Source organism: Bacillus sp. CCB-MMP212 (assembly GCF_022748145.1).
In the GTDB taxonomy this organism is placed as follows: Bacteria; Bacillota; Bacilli; order Bacillales; family Bacillaceae_G; genus Bacillus_A; species Bacillus_A cereus.
The window spans coordinates 82812-104149 of sequence record NZ_JALDQE010000014.1; the positions used below are offsets into that span (position 1 = coordinate 82812).

Here is a 21338-nt window from a genome sequence, read left to right on the forward strand (position 1 = left end):
AATCTAGCTGTGAGCTGTTAATGATTCTTCTATAGTGTAGTTGTTAGATTAGAAATATAACATCTTATCGAAAATCATACGTACAAAAAAAGACACTTCAAACGAAGTGTCTTTTTTATTTTAGTGATATCCTTTAGCAGAGTCTTTATGAATTTTATTTTTAAATATACTGTAGCTCCAAAGCTGATATCCAATAACGATTGGTACCATGACCATTGCAACGAAGAACATAATTTTTAAGTTTAATTGACTACCAGCTGCGTTGTATAACGTTGTACTGTATGCATCGTTAATACGAGATGGTAACATTCTTGGGAACATACCTGCAAAGCCAGTTGTCATAAACATTGCGATTGTTAGGCAAACGAATGTGAAGGCAAGGCCAATTTTATGTTTGTACACCATAATAAGTGCGAGTACACTCATTAGCATTGCAAGTACTGGAAGAATGAATAGTACCGGATATTCCGTAAAGTTTTGGAATAAGTTTGTCCGATTAGCAGTTGCTACATAGAAGATAGCTAAAATAATAGCTGCTGCCATTGAAAATGGTCTTGCGATTTTATAAGCACGGTCGGATACTTCACCAGTCGTTTTAATCATGACCCAAAGGGCACCGGATACGACAAATATAGCAGTGAAGAACAACCCTCCTAAAATACCGTAATGGTTTAGTAAGCTAAGTAAATTTCCTTCATAGCCATTTTTTCCGATTTGTAGTCCGTAATACAAGTTAGCGAATGTAACACCGAATAGGAAAGCAATTAAAAAACTGCCAATTGCAAATGCCCATTTACAAGTTTTTTGCCAAATCGGTGAATCATCTTTATGCATGAATTCCAGTCCAGCGGCACGCGCAAACAGTGCAAGTAATACTAAGAATAACGGTGTATATAGATAACTAAACATATTTGCATATGTGACTGGGAAGGCAGCAAATGTTGCGCCACCAGCTGTAATTAACCACACTTCATTACCGCCCCAGAATGGGCCAATTGCTTCTTGTAATTGATTTCGTTCTTGTCGATCTTTCGTAACGAAAGGAAAGATCATTCCGTTACCAAGTGCATACCCGTCAAGGATGAAGTAAACTGTCCAAATCACGCCCCATAAACCGAACCAGATGATTGCAAGCATATCATGAGACATGGGCCACACCTCCCTCAGTAGCAGGTTCTTCTAATGCTGCAGGTCCTTTTTTCGCGAACTTCAGCATTAAGTATACGTCTGCGATTAAAAGTAAAGTGTAGAACAAAATTAAACTAATTAATGAGAACCAAATTTGCGGGACAGATATAGGTGATACAGATTCTGCTGTACGCATTAGTTTATATACTGTCCAAGGTTGGCGACCTACTTCAGCGACAATCCATCCTGCGTTAATCGCGATATAAGGAAGTAAGACAGACCATATTGTAATTTTTAAATAACGTTTTGAGTTTTCTAGTTTTCCTTTTCGGTTTAAATAGAAGCCATACCAAGTTAATGCCATAAAGAACATACCAAGTGCAACCATTAAGCGGAAGCTATAATACACGAGGTTAACATTTGGACGTTCATCTTTTGGAATGTCTTTTAAGCCAACGATTTCGCCATCAAATGAGTTTGTATAGAAGAAGCTTCCTAGTTTTGGAATCGTAAGGAATTCAAAGTTTTTCTCATTTTTTACATCAGGAATTTGAACAATTGAGAAGCCTTGTCCTTTTCCAGTTTCCCAAACTGCTTCCATCGCAGCTCCTTTTGCTGGTTGATATTTAGCTGCTGATACACCAGATTGATGTCCCATAAACGGTGTAATTGTTGCGGCGAATAAGCCTAACATTAAACCAAACTTAAATGATTTTTTGAAGAATTCCACTTCATTTTTACGTAATAAGTGATAGGCACTAATTGCCATAACGAAGAAAGCACCTACGATATAACAACCAATGACAGTATGGAAGAACATATTCCAAGCATATGGATTTGTAACGAGTGCCCAGAAATCATTTAATTCAGCGCGGCCATTACGTACTACGTAGCCAACAGGGTTTTGCATAAATCCGTTTGCTGTAATAATCCAAAGTGCGGAAATGTTTGTTCCAAGTGCAACCATCCACATACAGAAGGCACGGAACTTTGGTGAAATTTTGTCTTTACCGAATAACCATATTCCCATGAAAGTAGATTCTAAGAAGAAGGCAACGAGTGCTTCGATTGCGAGAGGTGATCCGAAAATATCTCCCATATATTTGGAGTACTCAGACCAGTTCGTTCCAAATTGGAATTCCATCGTAATCCCAGTTATAATCCCCATTACGAAGTTAATTGTAAATAATTTACCCCAGAAATTTGCCATTTTACGGTATGTTGGATTCAATGTGCGGGCGTATTGAGTTTCCATACATGCTACTAAAATGACAAGTCCGATTGTCAAAGGTACAAATAAAAAGTGATAAAAAATAGTAATTGCAAATTGAAAACGACTCAGTAACAGAACGTCGGACATAATAAATATTCACTCCTTTTTTACATTATCTACAATCAGTTTATAGTGAAAATACGTTTAAAGTATGTGAGACTTGTTACAAAGCTGTGTGTATATTTTGAAAGAATTATGTCGATTATCTGAAAATATCTTATTTTTACTATAAAGCGATATCCTTTTTGAGTTTTTCATATTTTGGTACACTATATAAGTAATGTAAATGAGAGAAAAGAGGGTTTTTTACTATGAAGTCATTAGAAGAGATTTTACAATACAATGAAAAATTTGTTGAAGAGAAAAGATACGAAGAGTATGAAACGGGAAAATTCCCGAATAAAAAAATGGTAATTATCTCTTGTATGGATACTCGTCTTGTTGAATTATTACCAAAAGCAATGAATATGCGTAATGGTGATGTGAAAATTATTAAAGTAGCAGGAGCTGTTATCTCACATCCATTCGGAAGTATTATGCGTAGTATTTTAGTTGCTGTATATGAACTTGGTGCTGATGAAGTTTGTGTAGTTGGTCACCACGATTGCGGTATGGCAAAAATTCAAGCAAGCAGTACAATTGAGAAGATGAAAGAGCGGGGTATAACAAATGAGAAATTAGATACACTCCGTTATTCTGGAATCGATTTAGAAAGATTCCTACAAGGGTTCTCTAGTGTAGAAGAAAGTGTAGAACATAGCGTATCGATACTTCGCAACCATCCATTACTTCCAGAAGAAGTACCTGTTCACGGTCTTGTTATAGATCCTGATACAGGAAAATTAGATTTAGTTGTGAATGGTTACGACAATTAAGAATTTACTTTGTCATCCTTTTTATCTGGGACAGGATCAAATCCTCCCGGGTGGAAAGGGTGACATTTTAATATACGCTTACAAGTAAGCCAAAAGCCTTTGAGTGCACCATGTTTTTGAAACGCCTCTAATCCGTAATGAGAACAAGTCGGATAAAAGCGGCAAGTTGGTGGTGTCATCGGAGAAATGAACTTTTGATAAAAGCGTATAATCCCAATAAAAATCTGTTTCATAATGGTCTCCTTTTCAGCATAGTCTTAAAGTATTATAGCACGACGGTACATAATACTTTACTAATGCGCATTTCCGTTATATCATATTGGATATAACGGAATTAAATTAAAAGCGGGAGAGATGTTGTATGCCATCAGTAGAAAGCTTTGAATTAGATCATACGATTGTAAAGGCACCTTATGTAAGACATTGCGGAGTTCACAATGTAGGTAGTGACGGTATTGTAAATAAATTTGATATTCGTTTTTGCCAACCGAATAAACAAGCAATGAAACCAGATGTTATTCATACGTTAGAACATTTATTAGCATTTAATTTACGTAAATATATTGATCGTTATCCGCATTTTGATATTATCGATATTTCACCGATGGGCTGCCAAACAGGATATTATCTTGTAGTAAGCGGAACACCGACAGTACGAGAAATCATTGATTTATTAGAATTAACATTAAAAGATGCGGTTCAAATTACAGAAATTCCAGCTGCAAATGAAACACAATGTGGTCAAGCGAAGCTTCACGACTTAGAAGGAGCACAACGCTTAATGAACTTCTGGTTAAGCCAAGATAAAGATGAACTTGAGAAAGTGTTTGGATAAAATAAAAAACTGCCTGTGAAAGGGCAGTTTTTTTATTGTCCTAAGAGCAACCATACTCTTCTTTTTTATGAAAATATATTACATACTCCAACATATAAAACAAAGGCAGAACAGAGAAAATAAACAAATGCTTTCGTTTTTTGCTGCTTCTTTATTTCATCGATTCCAAAAAGGATACACATAATACTTAAAAGGATAAACACGTAAGGTAAAAGAATAGTGAAGTTTGCAAAGAAGCTAAATAGGGCGAGAAAAAGAGCGATAGTGGCGATTATAATTTGAATGTTTTTTAACATGGAATCCCCCTTAAGTAGAAAGAAATAGTTACTGAGAGAAAATAATTATAAATGCTAAATTGGTCAAAATTTCATTCTACATATAACGAAAGTAGTTTGATATTAAAAAGAAGAATATGAGACTGGAAACGAAAAAATACGGGATACTCATTGATTTTCGTCCGGATTTCAATTCATTAATTCCTAGAAGAATAAAGAAACAACTGAGAATAAATTGTACGTATGGGAGAAGTGAAAAATTATCGGTAACATGGATATAAGTGCTTAGAATGAGTAAGAGAAGCATGAGAAATGCTAAAAAACTCCGTAATATAGTTAGAGTTAGCATTGTATAGCCTCCTTTAGACCATTTATCGGAATATTTCTGTGAAACCAATAAATAAAGCAGCGGCTCCTGCTAGTAGAGCGAGCACACTACCTCCTGTTTGCCTTTTTAATATTTCCTCTAAACTTATGGTGAGGGCCATAACTCCTAAAGAGATAAACATATACGGCATTATTTCTCTATTACTAGTAAAAAATCCATAGATTGCTATACATAAAGCAATAAGTGATAAAGTAATCCGTACTCCTTTTAGCATGCATGTACCTCCTTTTATTTGATATAGCTAATGATGAGAACAATCCAAATGAAAGCACCGGCAATAATACAAATAAATCCAGTTGCTGCCTCCTTTTTCTTTATTTGTTCAAATGCGATGAGAAACATTAAAGCCCCTAATAGAAATTGTGAAAGAGGTAAAAAATTATTTTGACCTGTATATAATCCAATTGCCGACATAACGATCACAGTGAGTGCTACTATGATGCGAAGTATACGAAGCATATTAGGAATTCTCCTTATTCTTTTTTGTATAAGGATTGTCTTCTAGTTTATCGACGGAATGTTTATAAGCATAGCCTTTATTAATTGTCATGATGGAGAGTACGAGGATGATTAGGACGATGATAATACCGATAATTAATATTTTGAACATAAAATCCCTCCTTTTCTTTATTTTACATAATTTTGTAATTGATGAAAACAATAGAAAATAAAAGGATGAAAGAAGGGTGTTACATGGAGACGAAAAAAACATATTATATATCAATAGGAAATGGTCAAATTTCACAAGTGAAGACGGCGGATACGTATAATTTTGAGATTTCCGCAAATGATGAGGAAATTACGGAATTAAGAGAGCACTTTGATCAAGCGTATGTAGAAGATTTAGGGTCATTTGTACGCTCCCACGTTCCATTTGTTGAGTATCATCACGATTCAAATAATGACCGATATGATGAACAACTACAAAAAGCATATAAAATGATTTACGATTTAGGAAATCATGAGACGAAAGAATTAGTCGCGCAAATGGGAATAATCAATGGATTGTAATTGGATAATATTATGCAGAAAAGCGAGAATATGCTACAATTTGTGGTAGGAAAAACTTGTAACCATCAATAGGGGAGTAATGGCATGTACAAATTTAAAGATTATTACCACAACACTGTACAATTATCGTTTGAACGTTATCCATTTTCTCCTGAGCCAAAGCATGTTTGGGTTGTATGCCGGTACGGGGATCAATGGTTATTAACACATCATTTACGTCGCGGTCTTGAATTTCCAGGTGGTAAAGTAGAAATAGGGGAAACACCGGAAGAAGCGGCAGTTCGAGAGGTTCATGAAGAAACCGGCGGCATAGTTTCTGATTTAACTTACTTAGGACAATACAAAGTATCTGGAAAAGACAAAATAATCATTAAAAACATTTATTTTGCAACAATTAGTGCGGTAGAAGAACATACGCATTACGAAGAAACGAAAGGGTCTGTTTTATTAAAAGACATTCCTGACAACATTAAAACGAATAGAAAATTTAGCTTTATAATGCGCGATGACGTATTAGCGCGTACGATGAAACATATAGAAGAAATCGGCTGTTTTACGAAGTAAAGTAGCCGGTTTCTTTTTTTTGTATGTAAGAATAAATGTAAATATATCTTTACATTTTAGGAGGGGGAAGATGGATAAAAGAAAAGAAACGACTGTTACTGTGTCTATGGTTAAATTAAATGTCTATGCATTTCTTATAATATTTGTTTTGGCATTTGGAATTAGTTTTTTACATGCACTTCTTTCAGGCGGGGTTCAAGTTGAAATTACGTTACCAACTGTGTTTCTTTTTATTATCGCAATGATTGTTCTCGTTTGTATTCATGAGGCAATACATTTAATTGGCTTTCGCTATATCGGAGGTGTTCCATGGAGTGAACTAAAATGGGGCGTTAATTGGAAATTAGGTGTTGCATATGCTCATTCTAAACAGGCGGTTACAGTAAAGCAAATGAAGAAAGTGTTAATGCTTCCGTTTTTACCAACTGGAATTTTGCCAATTGTATTGGGAGTAGCTATGAATCTGGAGCCACTCTCATTTTTAGGAATTCTACTAACAGCAGGTTGTATCGGTGACATTGCCTTATATCAAAAAGTTTCAAAGTTTCCAGATGATGCGCTAGTAAAAGATCATCCGAGTAAACCGCAGTTTACAGTATATGAATAATAAAGGAAGGGGAGGCGTTTTTGAACAACTGCTTCCTCTTATTATTTTTTGTCGGTGAATCAATATATTGTGAAAATTATTGATATAATTTAATTACTATTATTGTGTTTTTATCTCCACCTCTAAAAACGAAAGCACCTCCAACAAATCATCTACGATACGTGAATGCTTAAAATCACCCCAAAACGAATCTTTTTTCCAAACACCAAGAATTCCTACTTGTTCAGAACCAAGCACATCGTTTTCTGGATGATCTCCAACATAAAGACATTCTTCTGCCTTAACATCTAGTCTTTGCAAAGCACGTTCGAAAATTTCAGGGTGAGGTTTTTTAATTCCTTCAGCTTCTGAAACGAGAATGGTGTTTGTATACGTATGTATATGTAGTGCTCGAAGGTTGCTCATCTGAAATTCAGTAAAACCATTTGTGATAATACCAATTTTAATGTTTCGCTGTTTTAACTGTTGAAGTAGTTCATGCGTGTTTTTGAAAGGAATACAATGATGTTGGAAGTTTGTAATATAGTCGTGTAGCAGTTGCTCTTGCGTTAAAGTAGTAATGTTGTATTCGGAAAGGAGAGTAGCATATACTTTATCCTTCCACGTATAACCATTATTATCGAGTTCAAGAAATCGAGAACAATACTCTGATTTCTCTATACTCATCAAATGTGAGGAGAAGCGATTATATTGTTCACAAATAAATTGTTCTAAAGATTGGCGCCGATCTAATAGTGTTCCATCTAAGTCGAATAAGATTGCACGAATCATGAGAAGCCTCCTTGCAGTTTTTATAATTAATTATCGCATATTCGTTAAAAAATGATTATTATATTTTTGTAGAATGTATTGATGGAGGACTGTATGAAGAGACTGTATGGCAAGTTAGTAGGGGTTATCGTTGCAATCGGCTTACTAGCAGGATGCGAAAGTTCTATGAAGAGTGTGAAAGAAAAAGAAGTGTGTAAAACAGACGAAGAATGTGTGGAAATAGGAGATAAGAAACTTCAAAAAGTATATGAAAAAATAGATGGATTATCTGAGCTTGAAGCAGTAGAAGATTATGAAATAGAAGAGCATGAAAGTGCGGATATGAAAGAGGCAGAGCAGAAAAAAGATGATGAGGATGATGATGAAAGTTATTTCTTTTTAGCTTCTTATTATATCGATGGTGATGAAATTGTAGATCCTTATTTTGAAAAAATAGAACGGAAACGTTTAAATAAAGTATTCGCTGAAGATAAAGAAGCGAAAGAAGAGGTGCTACAACAACGTCAAGATAGAGGGTATCATGAAGACTTATGGGATATGTATCGTACACTCATTCCAGCTAAATATCGTGGGAATATAACAGAATTTGATTTAATAACAGATGGTTATGACGGTGTTGTTGCCCATGTTATGCCGAGTATGGAGAATCCGAAAGACTGGACTCTTAGCCTAGATACGCTTGATTCTGCGGTAAATATCGATGAAGTGATGAAAACATTAATTCATGAGACGGCTCACGTGTTGACGCTCGGGCATAAGCAAATACCAGTAGATGAAAACTATGTAAAGGCTTTTGAAGAAGATAAAGATATTTCAACGTACCGAAATAAATGTGGAAATCTTTTCTTACAAGAGGGATGTGCGAAGGGAAAATCTTATATTAATCAATTTTATAACTCTTTCTGGAAGCCTATTGAGCAAGAGTGGACAGAAAAGAAAGTAGAAGAAAGTGAAGAAACTCAAATTGAGTTTTTTAAAGAAAAGCAAGATGAGTTTGTCTCACAGTATGGAACGACAAATGTAGCAGAAGATATCGCAGATACATTTACAGCGTTCATTTTACAAGATTCAAAAAAAGTGAAAGAAGGAACAGAGTTAAAATATAAGAAAATTGCTTTCTTCTATCAGTTCCCTGAGCTTGTAAAAATGAGAGCGGAAGTGCTGTCAGGATTATATGATGTTTCGAAAACGATAGAACAACAAAGTGGAGACTAATGTAAGTTATGTGTTCGATATAGTTTCGTTAAAGTAAAGCGTGAAGAATTTTTAATTCTTTGCGTTTTTTTATATTGATAAAATTGAAAATTCTGTATTTTTCTTTAAAAGAAGAAGGAACTGGAGGTATAAAATAGAATTAGTATAAAAATGTCACAATTTAGACACAATTATAATGCGCGTGTTGTAGGGACTATAAGTTTACTCTCGAGGAGGTAATGAAACGTATGAAAACGATTCTTGCTGTTGCTGGTCTCATTTGGGTAATGTCTCACGGTTTTCCGATTTTTGAAGGGGAGCAAATTCGTAGTGCTTTGAATGAAAAGTTTAATGATTATCATGTGATAGATCGAAAAGATAATGTCGTTACAGTACGTGTGAAAGACTGTTTCCATACAGTTACGGTTGCGGATGGAAACATTACAAATGAAACGAAAATGTGTGATAAAAGGTAAAAGAAAGAAGCTGACTATAGCGTACTGTTTTGAGTCAGCTTCTTTTTCTTTTTCCAATTAGAATTTTTTCAAATGCCTCAACAAAAACATACATAAGAGTTGCAAGAACACATGTGAGTAGTACGCTAAGTAAGACGAGTGTGAAGTTAAAGACTTGGAATCCGTAGCTAATTAAGTAGCCAAGTCCTTGTTTGGAAACGAGAAGTTCTCCGAAAATAACACCGACCCATGATAAACCAACGTTTACTTTTAACGTTGAGATAATTGCTGGAAAGGATGCAGGGAGAACGACTTGCTTATAACATTGCCATTTATTTGCACCAAATGTGTCCATCACTTTTATATAGTTAGAATCGACTTCTTGAAATGCACTGTAAATAACGAGAATGGTAATGATGATGGAAATGATTACTCCCATTGCGATAGAAGATGAAATGTTTGGACCGAAAATAACGATGATGATTGGACCGAGTGCAACTTTTGGCATTGCATTTAGGACGACGAGATAAGGATCAAGTACGCGGGCTAGAAGTGGCATCCACCAAAGGAACGTGGCAATAATAGCACCAAGTACTGTTCCGAGAATGAAGCCTACTCCTGTTTCCAGTAATGTCGTCCATATGTGGACCCAAAGTGAACCGTCGATCCATTTCGTTAAGAAGAGATCCCAAATACTCGAAGGAGAGCTAAAGAGTAAAGGATCAATCCATTCTTTTTTACTAGCTATTTCCCATAGTGCAAAGAAAAGTATAAGTAGTAAAAGTTGTAGCGAGCGAGCAATCCAAGCGCGTCTGCGTTCGTTCTTTCGAAATTGTTCATGTAGTTGTTTTATATTATCCAAGTCGTTCCAGCTCCTTCCATATATCTTGAAAGAGGGCTGGGAAATCGTAGTGATGGCGTGCTTCTAACGGTGATAAAGAACGGATACTTTCCGGGACGATAAAGGTTTTTGCGATTTTTCCGGGATTCGCTTGCAGTAAATAAATACGATCACTCATCGCGATCGCTTCTTCAATATCATGAGTAACAAGTAGTGATGTTTTCTTATATTTATTTAGTAAGTTGAAAACGAGTTCTTCTAGTTTTAATTTCGTTTGATAATCGAGTGCGGAGAATGGTTCATCTAGTAATAAAATTTTCGGATCAGTCGCTAATGTTCGAACGAGAGCGGCACGTTGACGCATACCGCCGGATAGTTCACGAGGATATTGTTCTTCTACACCATGAAGACCGACTTGTTTTAAAAGATTTAAAGTATGTTCTTTCATCTGCTCATCATAAATCTTTCGAATATGAAGTCCAAGCATAATATTTTCTTCAATCGTTTTCCAAGGGAATAAGTAATCTTGTTGCAACATATATCCCATAGATGATGTTTTCGTTGTAATCGGTTCACCATCTAAAAAGACGATACCGTCAATTGGATCAAGTAATCCAGCAATGATTGAGAGGAGCGTTGTTTTACCGCAACCACTTGGACCGAGTATAGAAATAAATTCGCCTTCTTCCACTTGTAAGCTCATATCTTCGAGAATAAGTTTGGCATTCTCTTTTGCAAAAAAACAGTGAGAAACGTTACGTATTTGTAAAAAACTCATACCCTTCGCCTCTATTTCTTAATAACGCTTTCGGCAATTTTTGTATTGACGAGCGCTTCATGTGGGACTTCTTTTTGTAATTCGCCAGCGTCTTTCATAATAGTTTGGAGCTGTTTCCATTCTTCCGCATCTAATAGTGGATTTGTCGCATAAGAATGTTGCTTTTTGTACCGTTCAATTACTTTTACTGTTATGTCTTTTGAAGTGTCTTTAAATAGCGGGGAAACAGTATCAGCAATCTCTTCTGGACTATGTGTATCAACCCATTGCTGTGCTTTATAGAGAGCACGTGTGAACTTTTCAGCAGCAGTTTTATCTTTCTTTAAGAAACTTTCTTTTGCCATGAACGTTGTATAAGGAACAGTACCAGATTCATTTCCGAATGAAGCGACGATATAACCTTTACCTTCTTTCTCAAGTATACTTGCAGTCGGTTCAAAGAGCTGTACAAACTCTCCAGTACCAGATGCGAAGGCATTTGCAATATTAGCAAATTCGATATTTTGAATTAAGTTTGTATCTTTATGAGGGTCAATGCCATTTTTCTTTAAAACGTATTCTCCAACCATTTGCGGCATGCCGCCTTTACGTTGTCCTAAAAACGTAACACCTTTCACGTCATTCCAATTAAAAGAGTCTAGTTTTTTACGTGAAACTAAAAATGTCCCATCTGTTTGTGTAAGCTGTGCAAAGTTAATGACAGGGTCTTTCGCTCCTTGTTGATGAACGTAAATAGACGTTTCAGAACCGACGAGAGCAATATCAATTCCGCCAGATAATAGGGCGGTCATCGTTTTATCGCCACCAGCTGTTGTTTGTAGGTCAATATTTAGTCCTTCATCTTTAAAAAATCCTTTTTCAATCCCAACATATAATGGGGCATAGAAGAGAGAATGGGTAACTTCGCCGACGCGAATGTTTTGAGTTTGTTCTTTCGTACCTTCTTTTTTACTACTACAAGCAGCAAAAGTAAAAACAGCTAGTAACATGATGCAAAAAATCGCGATTAATTTTTTCACTATATAACACCTCCTAGAAGTCACTCTACAAGCATGATATGTAGGTAATCGCCCATATGTGAGTGTAGATAGCAGGAATTTTTTTGGTGGTAAAGAAGTACAAATATAAGGGGTGATAAAATGGAGTACGAATACGATGATAGCGTATATTTACATCTTGATTATTTCGGGACAGAATGTGATATGGAATCGATTGCTTATAAGAGAAAGAATGAAGACGTATGGGATGTGTATTTTAATTTTGGAGTATACGGTATTCAGAAAGACGATGTAGAGTTAGGGAGATTTATGGACGAATATGCTGGTCATTACGTTTTTTCTGTACATGCTCGCGATCTTAGCTGGGAATTTGGAAGTGCCCAGTTTGAAGAGTGGGTGTTGAAAAATCGGATAGTAGAAAAAACGCTACAAAAATAGGAGGAATTTTGTGATTGGATTTCTCATCTTATTATTTATTTTTGTGGCCGGATTTTTTATCATGCAAATGCTTATTTACCGATTTGCAAAGAAAAACATCCATAAATATACAAAAATAAAGTGGTTTCATATGTGGCTACATATGAATATGAAAAAAGGTCCGAGATTAGATTTTTTTGATTTTGTAATTATAGTACTCGTATGTATCGTATGGAAAATATGGCTGCTTCCCTTTATATAATACACATACTAATCATTTTCTCTTTTATCATAAAATAACGAAAAGAACCTGTCTTGTGGCAGGTTCTTTTCGTTATAGTAATAGTTGTTAAAAACGTGCAACGCCTTTTTATTAATTCTTTCGTATTTTCATGTTAAATCTTTAATAGCAGGACTTCTAAAAAATAGTTATTGTATCATAAAGTGGAATGCTGAAATTAAGTTTTTCAAGAATGAGTAATTTGTATGCCACAATTTAACTATTGATTAAGGGAATATTAAGACAATACATTTATGATAGAAACAAGTATGCAGACGAAATATGTAATATATGTTATTTTAATAGAAATAGTTCTTTCGATGCGAGGGAAATTAAGACATAGAAACGAGGGAATGAATTGAAGTATGGTTCTACACTTTTTCATCTTCCAAAAAGAAATATATTAATTTCTAGCATTATAAGTAGTATGGTGACTTTATTAGTAATAACTATGCTGTTTATGATTTTAAAGGTTTTTAATTTAGACATGATGAAAGATCATTTAAATCAAAAGCTTGTTTTAAGTGTTATGATGATTTTCATATGGGGCATAACGTTTTATATTACGCATTTCAATAAAAAAGAGATGTCTATACTTAGAGCATCCCTGCGAGTGCATTTTATATTACTTTTACTAGCTCATACAGTAGCGTTATTTTATATTGTCATGCAAGTTAATATGATTTTCATAGAGGCAATGAATTGGATTTACTTTTATAATATGCAGTTTATATTAAGTTTTGTAGTAATTTATGCAATATATATTCTTGTATATAATTTAATAGGTAAGGTTTTTCTAAGTATGGTTTTAACGAGCTGTACGTTAGTCATTTTAGGTATTGTGAATTATTTAAAGCTTATTTTCAGAGGCGATCCGTTATATCCTTCTGATTTCACACAAATTACGCATATGCAATCTGTTATACCGATGGTGATGGACTATTTTAGCTGGAGCTATATTTTTGTCATTATCTTAAGTATCGTAGCTTGTATTGTAGCAGGGATATATATGAGAAGATATATTCAAAATGTAAAGATTCATCTAGGAATAAGAACCTTATTAGTAGTAGGATCTATTTTTGTTCTATATGCGTACGGTAATTTTGCGAATACATTTATGAATAAAGTATTTCAAAAATCAGGTGTAGATTTTGTTTTGTGGAATCAAAATGAGAACTATGCTTCAAATGGTTTTGTACTAGGGTTTATTAGCAATTTAGATACAACAGTTATGGAAAAACCAAAAAATTATTCTAAAGAAAATATGCTTCAAATAGCAAACGATATAAAAAAACAATATAGTGGAAATATAGGGAGCCAAAAGAAAAAAGAGAAACCGAATATTATTTTTGTAATGAGTGAATCGTTTTGGGATCCGACGAAAGTAACTAACCTTTCTTTTAGTGAAGATCCTGTACCAAATTTACATCATTATATAGAAAACTTTCCTGGTGGACAAACTATTTCTCCTACATTTGGGGGAAATACGGCGAACGTTGAATTTGAGGCATTAACAAGTTATTCAATGAGTTTGTTAAAGCCAGGTTCTATACCATATCAGCAGGTCATTACAAATAAGAAAGAAATTCCATCAATCCCTACGGCGTTGAAAAAAGAAGGTTATTATACAAGTGCAATTCATTCATTTGGTCGCACATTCTTTAAACGTGACGATGTATATAAGGTGTTAGGATTTGATAAGTTTAATGCAGAGGACACGATGGAAAATGTGGATATTGATGGAGATTATATTAGTGATTTAGCGATGAGTAAAGAGATAATTGCTGAGTTAGAGGAACAAAAACAGCCAACATTTATTCATGCAGTTACGATGCAAAATCATTTTCCATTTACAGAAGGCCGATTTGGTGAAAACCTAATAGAAATTAGCGGTCTAGAAAATGAAGAATCAAAGGGAGAATTAGAGACGTATACAGAAGGATTAAGACGTTCAGATGAGGCCCTTCAATATTTAATAGAGCAACTAGATAATTTAGATAGACCTACATTATTAGTATTCTTTGGAGATCATCTTCCATCATTAGGAACAAATAAATCTTTTTATAAAGAAAATGGGTATATAACGAGTGAAAAAACACCGAGCGAACGTTTAGCGATGGCGCAAACTCCGTTATTAATGTATGCAAACTTTGATATGCCAAATGATAATTTAGGTTTAGTAAGCCCAATTCATTTTTCTAATCTTATTTTTGATTATGCAGGATTAAATAAATCCTTATTTTATCAATTTTTATCGGAACTTTACAAGGAAATACCAGTGCTTAGAGATGAATTAAAAGTTGATAAAAATGGAGAAGTAATCAATGATTTAACAAAGAAACAAAAAGAAATGTTAGAGCAATATAAAATGCTTCAATATGATTTACTCGTTGGAAATCAATATAGTAAAGATATCCTCTTTAAATAAAAGAAACAAAAAGAACTTGTATAACGATACAAGTTCTTTTTTCATAGTATTTAACGGGGTAACCAGACAAGCTGGGTTTAGGGAGTATTACTTGTACATTTAGTATATATGAAAATATAATCGTTTTATTTGTGTATTTGTGAGAAATGTGTGAATTTTATGTTTTATAAAAAACGATTATGTTAACTTTCATTCTTATATTGCAGTTGTTATGTTTGTAAAAATTTTATTAGTTCTTTATTTAATTCATCCGCTTGATCGATTGGTGAACCATGACCACTATTTGTAAGAGCATGTAACTGAGAATTTTTAATTCGTTGTTGCGTAAGTTCAGCACTTTTGTAAGGAATTAGTTGGTCGTGAACGCCGTGGAAGATTTTTGTTGGGACGTTAATTTTATTTAAATCTTTCGTTACATCTTCATTTGCAGCTGCTTGTAAAATTTTGATAAGGGCATAAGAAGCGGACTGCATACCGAGATAAGAAAACCATTCAAGGGTTGCAGCTCCTAAGTTTCTATTGAAAAAGGATAAAGATACATCATTTAAAAATTTTGGTAAATTAGCATACATTTGATTAATGAGAGCATCTGCTTGTTCTTTCGGTACACCGTAAGGGGACTCTTGATTTTTAACGAAAGAGGGGGAGACAGCGTCAATTAATGCGAGCTTAGAAATGCGGCGCCCATTATAGCGAGACATATAGCGAATAGAAAGAGCACCACCAACTGAGAAACCGACTAATGTAGCGTTCTCTACTTGGAGTGCTTCTAGAAAAATTGCGATATCATCGGCTAATCGATCATACGTGTAACCAGTCCATGGCTTATCAGATTGTCCATTCCCTCGTATATCCATGGCGATACAGCGAAAGCCATGCTCTGGTAAAACATTGAGTTGATATTGATACATTTGATGATTTAAAGGCCATCCGTGAACGAAGAAAACAGTCTTACTACCTGGACCAGGATTAACGTCTTGCACAAAAATATGCACATCTTTCTCGACAGTAACAAACATAAATTTCCCCCTATTTTATGAATATGCTCTATCCCAAAAGCGTTGTTTTGTCATAGCTTTAATAAATTCATTTGCTAGTCGCGTAGGGTCTTGTTCTATTAAAACACCAGGCTTTCCTTCGATATTTAAAGATTGAATAATAGAAGAGCCGTTTTGGAAGGAGCCAATCGGCTTAAAGTGATTATATGATTCTACGACAAATGAACTTGCTTTGTTAAGAAAATGATCATCCATCTTTCCGCCAATAAGAAGTAATCCATCATAAAGGAGTGGTGAGCCTGTTAAGAAAGTATCATTTACTTCCCACTGTCCATTTGGCGTTCCCTGCACTATGCCTAATCGTTCGGAAACGATCACTGGTTGAAGACCTACTTGTTTGAACTGATTTATTATATATTGTGCGCTTGGTCCATCATATCCATTTGCAACAATGACACCTACTCGTAATGTATTAGGACTAAAGGTTGTATTTGCCATACTTAGTGCTGGAGATGATTTTGTAACGTTGGATTCTTGCACATTTGGGACTTTTGCTCCGAGAGCTTCTGCAACTAAAGTAGCCAATTCTGTACTAATATGTCCAATCATATCCACGACTTGTTGGCGGACAGATTTACTTTTGACTTTTCCTAATTCAAAGGAGAAAGCCTGCATAATATGGATTTTTTCGAAGTGACTCATACTATTCCAAAATAAACGAGCTTGAGAGAAGTGGTCTTTGAAGCTAGCAGCAGTTTCCCTTGTTTTATGACCAGATACAGTAGAAGGATATGTAACGAATCCCCCCTTTGTTCCAGGTACAGTATAAGGAGAATTATTTGCTAAGGAATTGTTATGGTAGGCAACTTTTCCTTTGTCGATTATATATTTAGACGCACCATCTCTTTGGTTGTTATGAAATGGGCATATTGGACGGTTAATCGGTAGTTCTTGATAATTTGTACCAACGCGTGCTAATTGTGTGTCTGTATAAGAAAAGAGTCTACCTTGTAAGAGAGGGTCATTGGTAAAGTCAATACCACGGACGATACTTCCAGGGTGTAGTGCCACTTGTTCAGTTTCAGCAAATACATTATCTACATTGCGATTTAAGGTCATTTTCCCAATGATTTTAACGGGAAAATCTTCTTCAGGCCAAATTTTCGTTGCATCTAATATATCGAAGTCGTATTTAAATTCGTCCTCTTCTTCTAAAATTTGAATGCCAAGTTCGTACTCAGGATAGTTTCCAGCATTAATATTTTCCCACAAATCACGGCGATGGTAATCTGGGTCAGCACCACCTAGTTTTTGTGCTTCATCCCAAATTAACGAATGAACGCCAAGCTTTGGCTTCCAGTGGAATTTCACGAATCGTGACTTTCCATTTTTATTAACTAGACGAAATGTATGAACGCCAAATCCTTGCATCATTCGAAAGCTTCTTGGAATTGCACGATCGGACATAATCCACATCATCATTGCAGCTGATTCTTGATTGTTGGCGATGAAGTCCCAAAAAGTATCATGTGCTGTTTGACCCTGTGGAATTTCATTATGTGGCTCTGGTTTAAGGGCGTGAATAAGATCAGGAAATTTAATGCCATCTTGAATAAAGAAAATGGGAATATTATTTCCTACTAAATCAAAATTTCCTTCTTCTGTATAAAATTTAACGGCGAATCCTCTTACATCTCGATTCGTTTCATTTGCTCCTTTTGATCCAGCTACTTCAGAGAAACGAATAAAAAGCGGTGTTTTTTTTGAAGGGTCTTGTAGAAAGTGGGCCATTGTTAGCTCTTCTAAAGATTCATATAACTCAAAAATGCCATGTGCTCCGTATCCTCGTGCGTGAACGACTCGTTCTGGAATTCGTTCACGGTCAAAGTGAGAAAGTTTTTCTCGCATAAGGAAATCTTCTAGAAGGGTAGGGCCACGATCACTGGCAGTTAAAGAGTTTTCATCATTTGAAATTTTAACACCTGTATTTGTTGTCATCTCCTTTCCTTCATTTTCACGCGTGAAAGATTGGAGTTGTTCTGTCTTTTTATTTTTTTTGCCGTCCATAAAAAACACCTCCCATAATATACGTATTATTTTTTGTGTTTTTTATGCTTGTATATAGCATGAAGATGTTGCGTCGTTGGGATGATTTTCCTCAAATGTTCGATTTATCTTTGTTTGTCTATGAAAATCATTTATTATAATAAATGGTATTCTTCGAGATATTATTTTGAAGGGGTGTTGAAGTGAAAGAAAGTTTTCTATCATATAAAGAAGAAGAAAAGAATGCAAAAATCCTTTTATGGGTGTTATATGTCATTGTTATTGTATATCAAATTTTCTATGCAATCGTATTAGACGATAAATCAATAATGGATAAGGGATACAACATAGTATGGCAAGTTATTTGCGGAGTAGCGATACTGTGCGTGAATATATATTTAATGAAAAAAGAGAAGGCAAACCTTGTTAAATATGCATGGATATTTGCATACATAGGGATAGAAATCGCTAATATACTTTCATATATTTTTTATAATAAGGCGGCGTTTGATGCGACAAATATAATAGAAATTATTCTCATTTTCTTTGTACCCATATTTTTAAATAAAAAATTTTATGTGATTTTACTTTCTTCTATTGTAGGAAAATATTTAATTTATTTATTTGTATTAGAGGAAGTAAAAGCATTTATGTATCTTATTATGTATACACTTATGCTAATTGCGGCGTATATCATTTTAAACCGATTTTTACAATATCTTTCAGCTGTAAAGGAAAGTATTGCGATTGCTAGCGAATCACAGAAATTAGCAGTAATCGGAAAAATGGCAGCGACGGTTGGACATGAAATTAAAAATCCACTCGCTTCATTAAAAGGATTTACGCAATTACAACGAGAGAAGCATGAAGAGGATCCTATTTATAAACGTATGATTTTTGAAATAGAAAATATGAATAATATGATAAGTGAGTTAATGGAAGTTGCTACATGCAAACCTTCTATTTATAAGAAACATGATGTAGGAAAAATTGTATTACAAGTAATAACAAGTCTTCGCGAAAAAATGAATGAATTAAACGTACAGTTTATTTCTAATGTGGAAGAAAAAATAATAGAAGTTGAATGTGATGAACGAAAAATAAGAGGAGTCTTTTTATATACGATAAAAAATGCTTTAGAGGCAATGGAACAAGATGGCATATTACATGTAAGATTAGAAAATAAAGGGAAAGAGTATGTAATGATCAGCGTGATTGATAATGGTCATGGTATTAAGCAAGAAAACTTAATTCGTGTTACAGAGGCCTTTTATACAACGAAACAAGATAAAATTGGTCTGGGACTTACGGTAGCGAATCGAATTGTCGCCGAGCACCTTGGTGAGCTGCATATTTCAAGTGAAAGAGATACTGGAACGAGAATAGACATCATTCTCCCAAAGAAGTGTGGAAATACTGAAATCCAAGTGGAAGAAAAGCTAGGAGTTACCATATGAATAAAGGCTATATATTTAAAAACGAAGAAATAAAGGCGCTGAAAGCATTTTTAAGTTTATTTTTCATTATATTTTTTGTATATGATCTTGCTTATGAATTTATCGTACCGTTAATCGGTGGAGAGCAAGAAGGTGTAGGTGAGTTTGAAGATGGTTTAGGTTTATGGCTTTACTTTTTGATGGTGGTATTGTTTTGCGTTGGGATATACTTTATGAAATGGAAGAATGCTTTTGCGGTAAAGTATATTATTCTAATTGGCTATAATGTATTAGATTTTATCCATAACATTATGATTTATTATGGTAGCGATGCAGAATTTGACGGTGGAAATATAGTAGAAGGATTTTTTATTTTGTTTGCACCAATCTTTGTGAATAAAAGATATTTCTGGTTAATTCCAGCGATACTTGTCGGAAAGTATGCTCTTACAGGAATCATTATTCAATCTTCTCTCGTTTTAATCCCAATGGCATTATATAGCGTATTTACTATCATATGTTGGATTATATTTTTGAGGGTTCAGTCTTATGTTCGTACGCTTGAGATGATGGACAAAGAAATAAAACAGACAGAAAAACTAGCAGCTGTTGGAAAGATGGCAACGGTTATTGGTTATAAGATTAGAAGACCTTTAGCAAACTTAAAAAAACTTGTGAATAAACAAGCAGACAAGCATCCAGAGGATAAAATTTATAGTGATATTATGAAACAAGAAGTAGATCGGATTCATATAATTGCTACAGAACTTAGTGGATTTGAGAAATCTAAATCACTAGAATCAGAAACTCATAACATACAAGAAATTATCTCTTATGTTATTCGAGTTATGGAAAAGCCTGCTTTAAAACAAGGAGTCTACATACAAGGTATTTACAGTAAAGACTTACCATCAATTACATGTGATGAAAAACGATTAAAACAGGTCTTTTTTAATTTAATTAAAAATGCAATTGAAGCAATGTCAGTTGGCGGAACAATTACGATTAAAGTTACTGTAAAAGATGGAATCATCATTCAAGTGAAAGATGAGGGATGCGGCATTCCGAAAGATAAAATTCCAAAGTTAAATGAAGCCTTTTATACAACGAAAGAAACAGGAACTGGTCTAGGTTTAGTAGTTACAGAAAAAATTATTAAAGACCACAACGGTAAAATGAGTTTTGAAAGTGAAGTTGGGGTTGGAACGACGGTTGAGGTTATGTTACCACTGCATTAAATAGAAAAAACATCACTTCCAAATAAGTGATGTTTTTCTATTTTATCTTGCTATTTGTGGATAGTAAAAATCTCATTTTATCGATAAAGAATGTATGATGTATTTCTAAGATCAAAATGTTTTTTTTAGTTTTTATTATGGATTTTCCAGTAAAAAATTTAGACTATAAAAATTAATTGTTTTTTTCTAAAAAAACTATTTTCTTTTTTGGGTTTTAATGGTATATTCAAAACACGATAAATAAATACCTATTTTTGGCACACTATTCGAAAGGATAGGTCGCAAAGCTAAGAGTCTAAAGTAATGAAAATTACTATGATAGTCTGGTTGCAGTTTGGATTTTCACACATAGTTGTATGTATGAAAATCGAAGAGGCAACCGGATTTTTTATTGTCTTAAAAAGAAAAAATAAATGGGCACACTATTCGAAAGGATAGGTCGCAAAGCTAAGAGTCTAAGGTAATGAAAATTACTATGATAGTCTGGTTGCAGTTTGGATTT

Annotated in this window: 25 protein-coding genes and 2 riboswitches; of the genes, 12 read left to right on the top strand and 13 right to left on the bottom strand. The window is 34.4% G+C overall.

All coding sequences use genetic code 11. The annotated features are described in order from the left end of the window. Positions 1-120: 120 nt before the first annotated feature. Complete coding sequence (cydB, locus tag MRP26_RS27200) at positions 121-1149, bottom strand: cytochrome d ubiquinol oxidase subunit II (RefSeq protein ID WP_000017662.1); 1029 nt, start codon at positions 1147-1149, stop codon at positions 121-123. After that, positions 1139-2488, bottom strand: coding sequence for a cytochrome ubiquinol oxidase subunit I (gene cydA / locus MRP26_RS27205; protein ID WP_001286166.1), 1350 nt, complete (start codon positions 2486-2488; stop codon positions 1139-1141). The genes cydB and cydA overlap by 11 nt, the downstream gene beginning before the upstream one ends. A 224-nt stretch (positions 2489-2712) precedes the next feature. Between cydA and MRP26_RS27210 the strand changes: the two genes are divergently transcribed. After that, on the top strand, positions 2713-3276 hold the full coding sequence (locus tag MRP26_RS27210; protein ID WP_000838173.1) for a beta-class carbonic anhydrase: 564 nt from the start codon (positions 2713-2715) through the stop codon (positions 3274-3276). On the opposite strand, the gene yidD is transcribed toward MRP26_RS27210, so the two are convergent. Then, positions 3273-3509: a membrane protein insertion efficiency factor YidD gene (gene yidD, locus MRP26_RS27215; protein WP_000809334.1), complete on the bottom strand. Its 237-nt coding sequence runs from the start codon at positions 3507-3509 to the stop codon at positions 3273-3275. The genes MRP26_RS27210 and yidD overlap by 4 nt on opposite strands. Before the next feature lie 128 nt (positions 3510-3637). Here yidD and luxS point away from each other — a divergent pair, with 128 nt between their 5' ends. Next, positions 3638-4111 (top strand): S-ribosylhomocysteine lyase LuxS, encoded by a 474-nt coding sequence (gene luxS / locus MRP26_RS27220; protein WP_001141371.1) that lies wholly within the window; start codon positions 3638-3640, stop codon positions 4109-4111. A gap of 65 nt (positions 4112-4176) precedes the next feature. Here the strand turns inward: luxS and MRP26_RS27225 are convergent, their stop codons facing one another. From MRP26_RS27225 to ytzI, 4 genes are all read right to left on the bottom strand, one after another. Further along, positions 4177-4407, bottom strand: coding sequence for a YczI family protein (locus MRP26_RS27225; RefSeq protein WP_071731803.1), 231 nt, complete (start codon positions 4405-4407; stop codon positions 4177-4179). Positions 4408-4757: 350 nt separating this feature from the next. Beyond that, positions 4758-4988, bottom strand: coding sequence for a DUF3953 domain-containing protein (locus tag MRP26_RS27230; protein ID WP_000912054.1), 231 nt, complete (start codon positions 4986-4988; stop codon positions 4758-4760). 14 nt (positions 4989-5002) lie between these two features. Next, on the bottom strand, positions 5003-5233 hold the full coding sequence (locus MRP26_RS27235) for a DUF3953 domain-containing protein (protein WP_000944455.1): 231 nt from the start codon (positions 5231-5233) through the stop codon (positions 5003-5005). Position 5234: 1 nt separating this feature from the next. Further along, on the bottom strand, positions 5235-5384 hold the full coding sequence (gene ytzI, locus MRP26_RS27240) for a YtzI protein (protein WP_000472791.1): 150 nt from the start codon (positions 5382-5384) through the stop codon (positions 5235-5237). An 83-nt stretch (positions 5385-5467) separates the two neighbouring features. On the opposite strand from ytzI, the gene MRP26_RS27245 reads away from it, so the two are divergent. From MRP26_RS27245 to MRP26_RS27255, 3 genes are all read left to right on the top strand, one after another. Beyond that, complete coding sequence (locus MRP26_RS27245) at positions 5468-5785, top strand: hypothetical protein (RefSeq protein WP_000448409.1); 318 nt, start codon at positions 5468-5470, stop codon at positions 5783-5785. Positions 5786-5869: 84 nt separating this feature from the next. Continuing rightward, entirely contained in the window at positions 5870-6349 is a 480-nt protein-coding gene (gene mutTA / locus MRP26_RS27250) for an antimutator 8-oxo-(dGTP/GTP)ase (RefSeq protein WP_000276382.1), read from the top strand. A 70-nt stretch (positions 6350-6419) separates the two neighbouring features. Then, complete coding sequence (locus MRP26_RS27255; protein WP_098390751.1) at positions 6420-6956, top strand: DUF3267 domain-containing protein; 537 nt, start codon at positions 6420-6422, stop codon at positions 6954-6956. Positions 6957-7055: 99 nt separating this feature from the next. On the opposite strand, the gene MRP26_RS27260 is transcribed toward MRP26_RS27255, so the two are convergent. Beyond that, positions 7056-7727, bottom strand: a complete 672-nt coding sequence (locus tag MRP26_RS27260) for an HAD family hydrolase (RefSeq protein WP_088024712.1) — start codon at positions 7725-7727, stop codon at positions 7056-7058. Between the two features lie 93 nt (positions 7728-7820). Between MRP26_RS27260 and MRP26_RS27265 the strand changes: the two genes are divergently transcribed. Both MRP26_RS27265 and MRP26_RS27270 read left to right on the top strand, forming a co-directional pair. Then, a complete protein-coding gene (locus tag MRP26_RS27265; RefSeq protein WP_063548865.1) occupies positions 7821-8942 on the top strand; it encodes a hypothetical protein in 1122 nt (373 codons plus the stop codon). Positions 8943-9169: 227 nt separating this feature from the next. After that, positions 9170-9397 (top strand): hypothetical protein, encoded by a 228-nt coding sequence (locus MRP26_RS27270; RefSeq protein ID WP_000849112.1) that lies wholly within the window; start codon positions 9170-9172, stop codon positions 9395-9397. A 34-nt stretch (positions 9398-9431) separates the two neighbouring features. Here MRP26_RS27270 and MRP26_RS27275 read toward each other — a convergent pair whose 3' ends face one another. The 3 genes from MRP26_RS27275 to MRP26_RS27285 are packed head-to-tail and all read right to left on the bottom strand — an operon-like array spanning position 9432 to position 12014. After that, positions 9432-10238 (bottom strand): ABC transporter permease, encoded by an 807-nt coding sequence (locus MRP26_RS27275; RefSeq protein WP_000368798.1) that lies wholly within the window; start codon positions 10236-10238, stop codon positions 9432-9434. Continuing rightward, on the bottom strand, positions 10231-10995 hold the full coding sequence (locus MRP26_RS27280; RefSeq protein WP_000009022.1) for an ABC transporter ATP-binding protein: 765 nt from the start codon (positions 10993-10995) through the stop codon (positions 10231-10233). The genes MRP26_RS27275 and MRP26_RS27280 overlap by 8 nt, the downstream gene beginning before the upstream one ends. A gap of 11 nt (positions 10996-11006) precedes the next feature. Then, positions 11007-12014, bottom strand: coding sequence for an ABC transporter substrate-binding protein (locus MRP26_RS27285; RefSeq protein ID WP_063548861.1), 1008 nt, complete (start codon positions 12012-12014; stop codon positions 11007-11009). Positions 12015-12134: 120 nt separating this feature from the next. Between MRP26_RS27285 and MRP26_RS27290 the strand changes: the two genes are divergently transcribed. The 3 genes from MRP26_RS27290 (at position 12135) to MRP26_RS27300 (ending at position 15118) form a co-directional block, all read left to right on the top strand. Next, positions 12135-12431 carry a DUF3986 family protein gene (locus MRP26_RS27290; protein ID WP_242807148.1) on the top strand — a complete coding sequence of 99 codons (297 nt, stop codon included), beginning with the start codon at positions 12135-12137 and terminating at the stop codon, positions 12429-12431. 10 nt (positions 12432-12441) lie between these two features. Continuing rightward, on the top strand, positions 12442-12672 hold the full coding sequence (locus MRP26_RS27295) for a hypothetical protein (protein WP_000578980.1): 231 nt from the start codon (positions 12442-12444) through the stop codon (positions 12670-12672). A gap of 376 nt (positions 12673-13048) precedes the next feature. Then, positions 13049-15118, top strand: coding sequence for an LTA synthase family protein (locus MRP26_RS27300; protein ID WP_242807149.1), 2070 nt, complete (start codon positions 13049-13051; stop codon positions 15116-15118). Between the two features lie 209 nt (positions 15119-15327). Here the strand turns inward: MRP26_RS27300 and MRP26_RS27305 are convergent, their stop codons facing one another. Then, positions 15328-16137: an alpha/beta fold hydrolase gene (locus tag MRP26_RS27305; protein WP_242807150.1), complete on the bottom strand. Its 810-nt coding sequence runs from the start codon at positions 16135-16137 to the stop codon at positions 15328-15330. Between the two features lie 15 nt (positions 16138-16152). Beyond that, the gene (locus MRP26_RS27310; RefSeq protein ID WP_095690106.1) at positions 16153-18183 is read right to left on the bottom strand and encodes a catalase; all 2031 of its coding nucleotides are present in this window, start codon (positions 18181-18183) and stop codon (positions 16153-16155) included. 182 nt (positions 18184-18365) lie between these two features. Between MRP26_RS27310 and MRP26_RS27315 the strand changes: the two genes are divergently transcribed. Then, a complete protein-coding gene (locus MRP26_RS27315; RefSeq protein WP_053563504.1) occupies positions 18366-19619 on the top strand; it encodes an ATP-binding protein in 1254 nt (417 codons plus the stop codon). Further along, complete coding sequence (locus tag MRP26_RS27320; RefSeq protein ID WP_053563505.1) at positions 19616-20836, top strand: ATP-binding protein; 1221 nt, start codon at positions 19616-19618, stop codon at positions 20834-20836. The genes MRP26_RS27315 and MRP26_RS27320 overlap by 4 nt, the downstream gene beginning before the upstream one ends. Positions 20837-21082: 246 nt before the next feature. Then, a riboswitch (cyclic di-GMP riboswitch) is annotated at positions 21083-21171 on the top strand. Positions 21172-21242: 71 nt separating this feature from the next. Beyond that, a riboswitch (cyclic di-GMP riboswitch) is annotated at positions 21243-21331 on the top strand. The last annotated feature ends 7 nt before the right edge of the window (positions 21332-21338 follow it).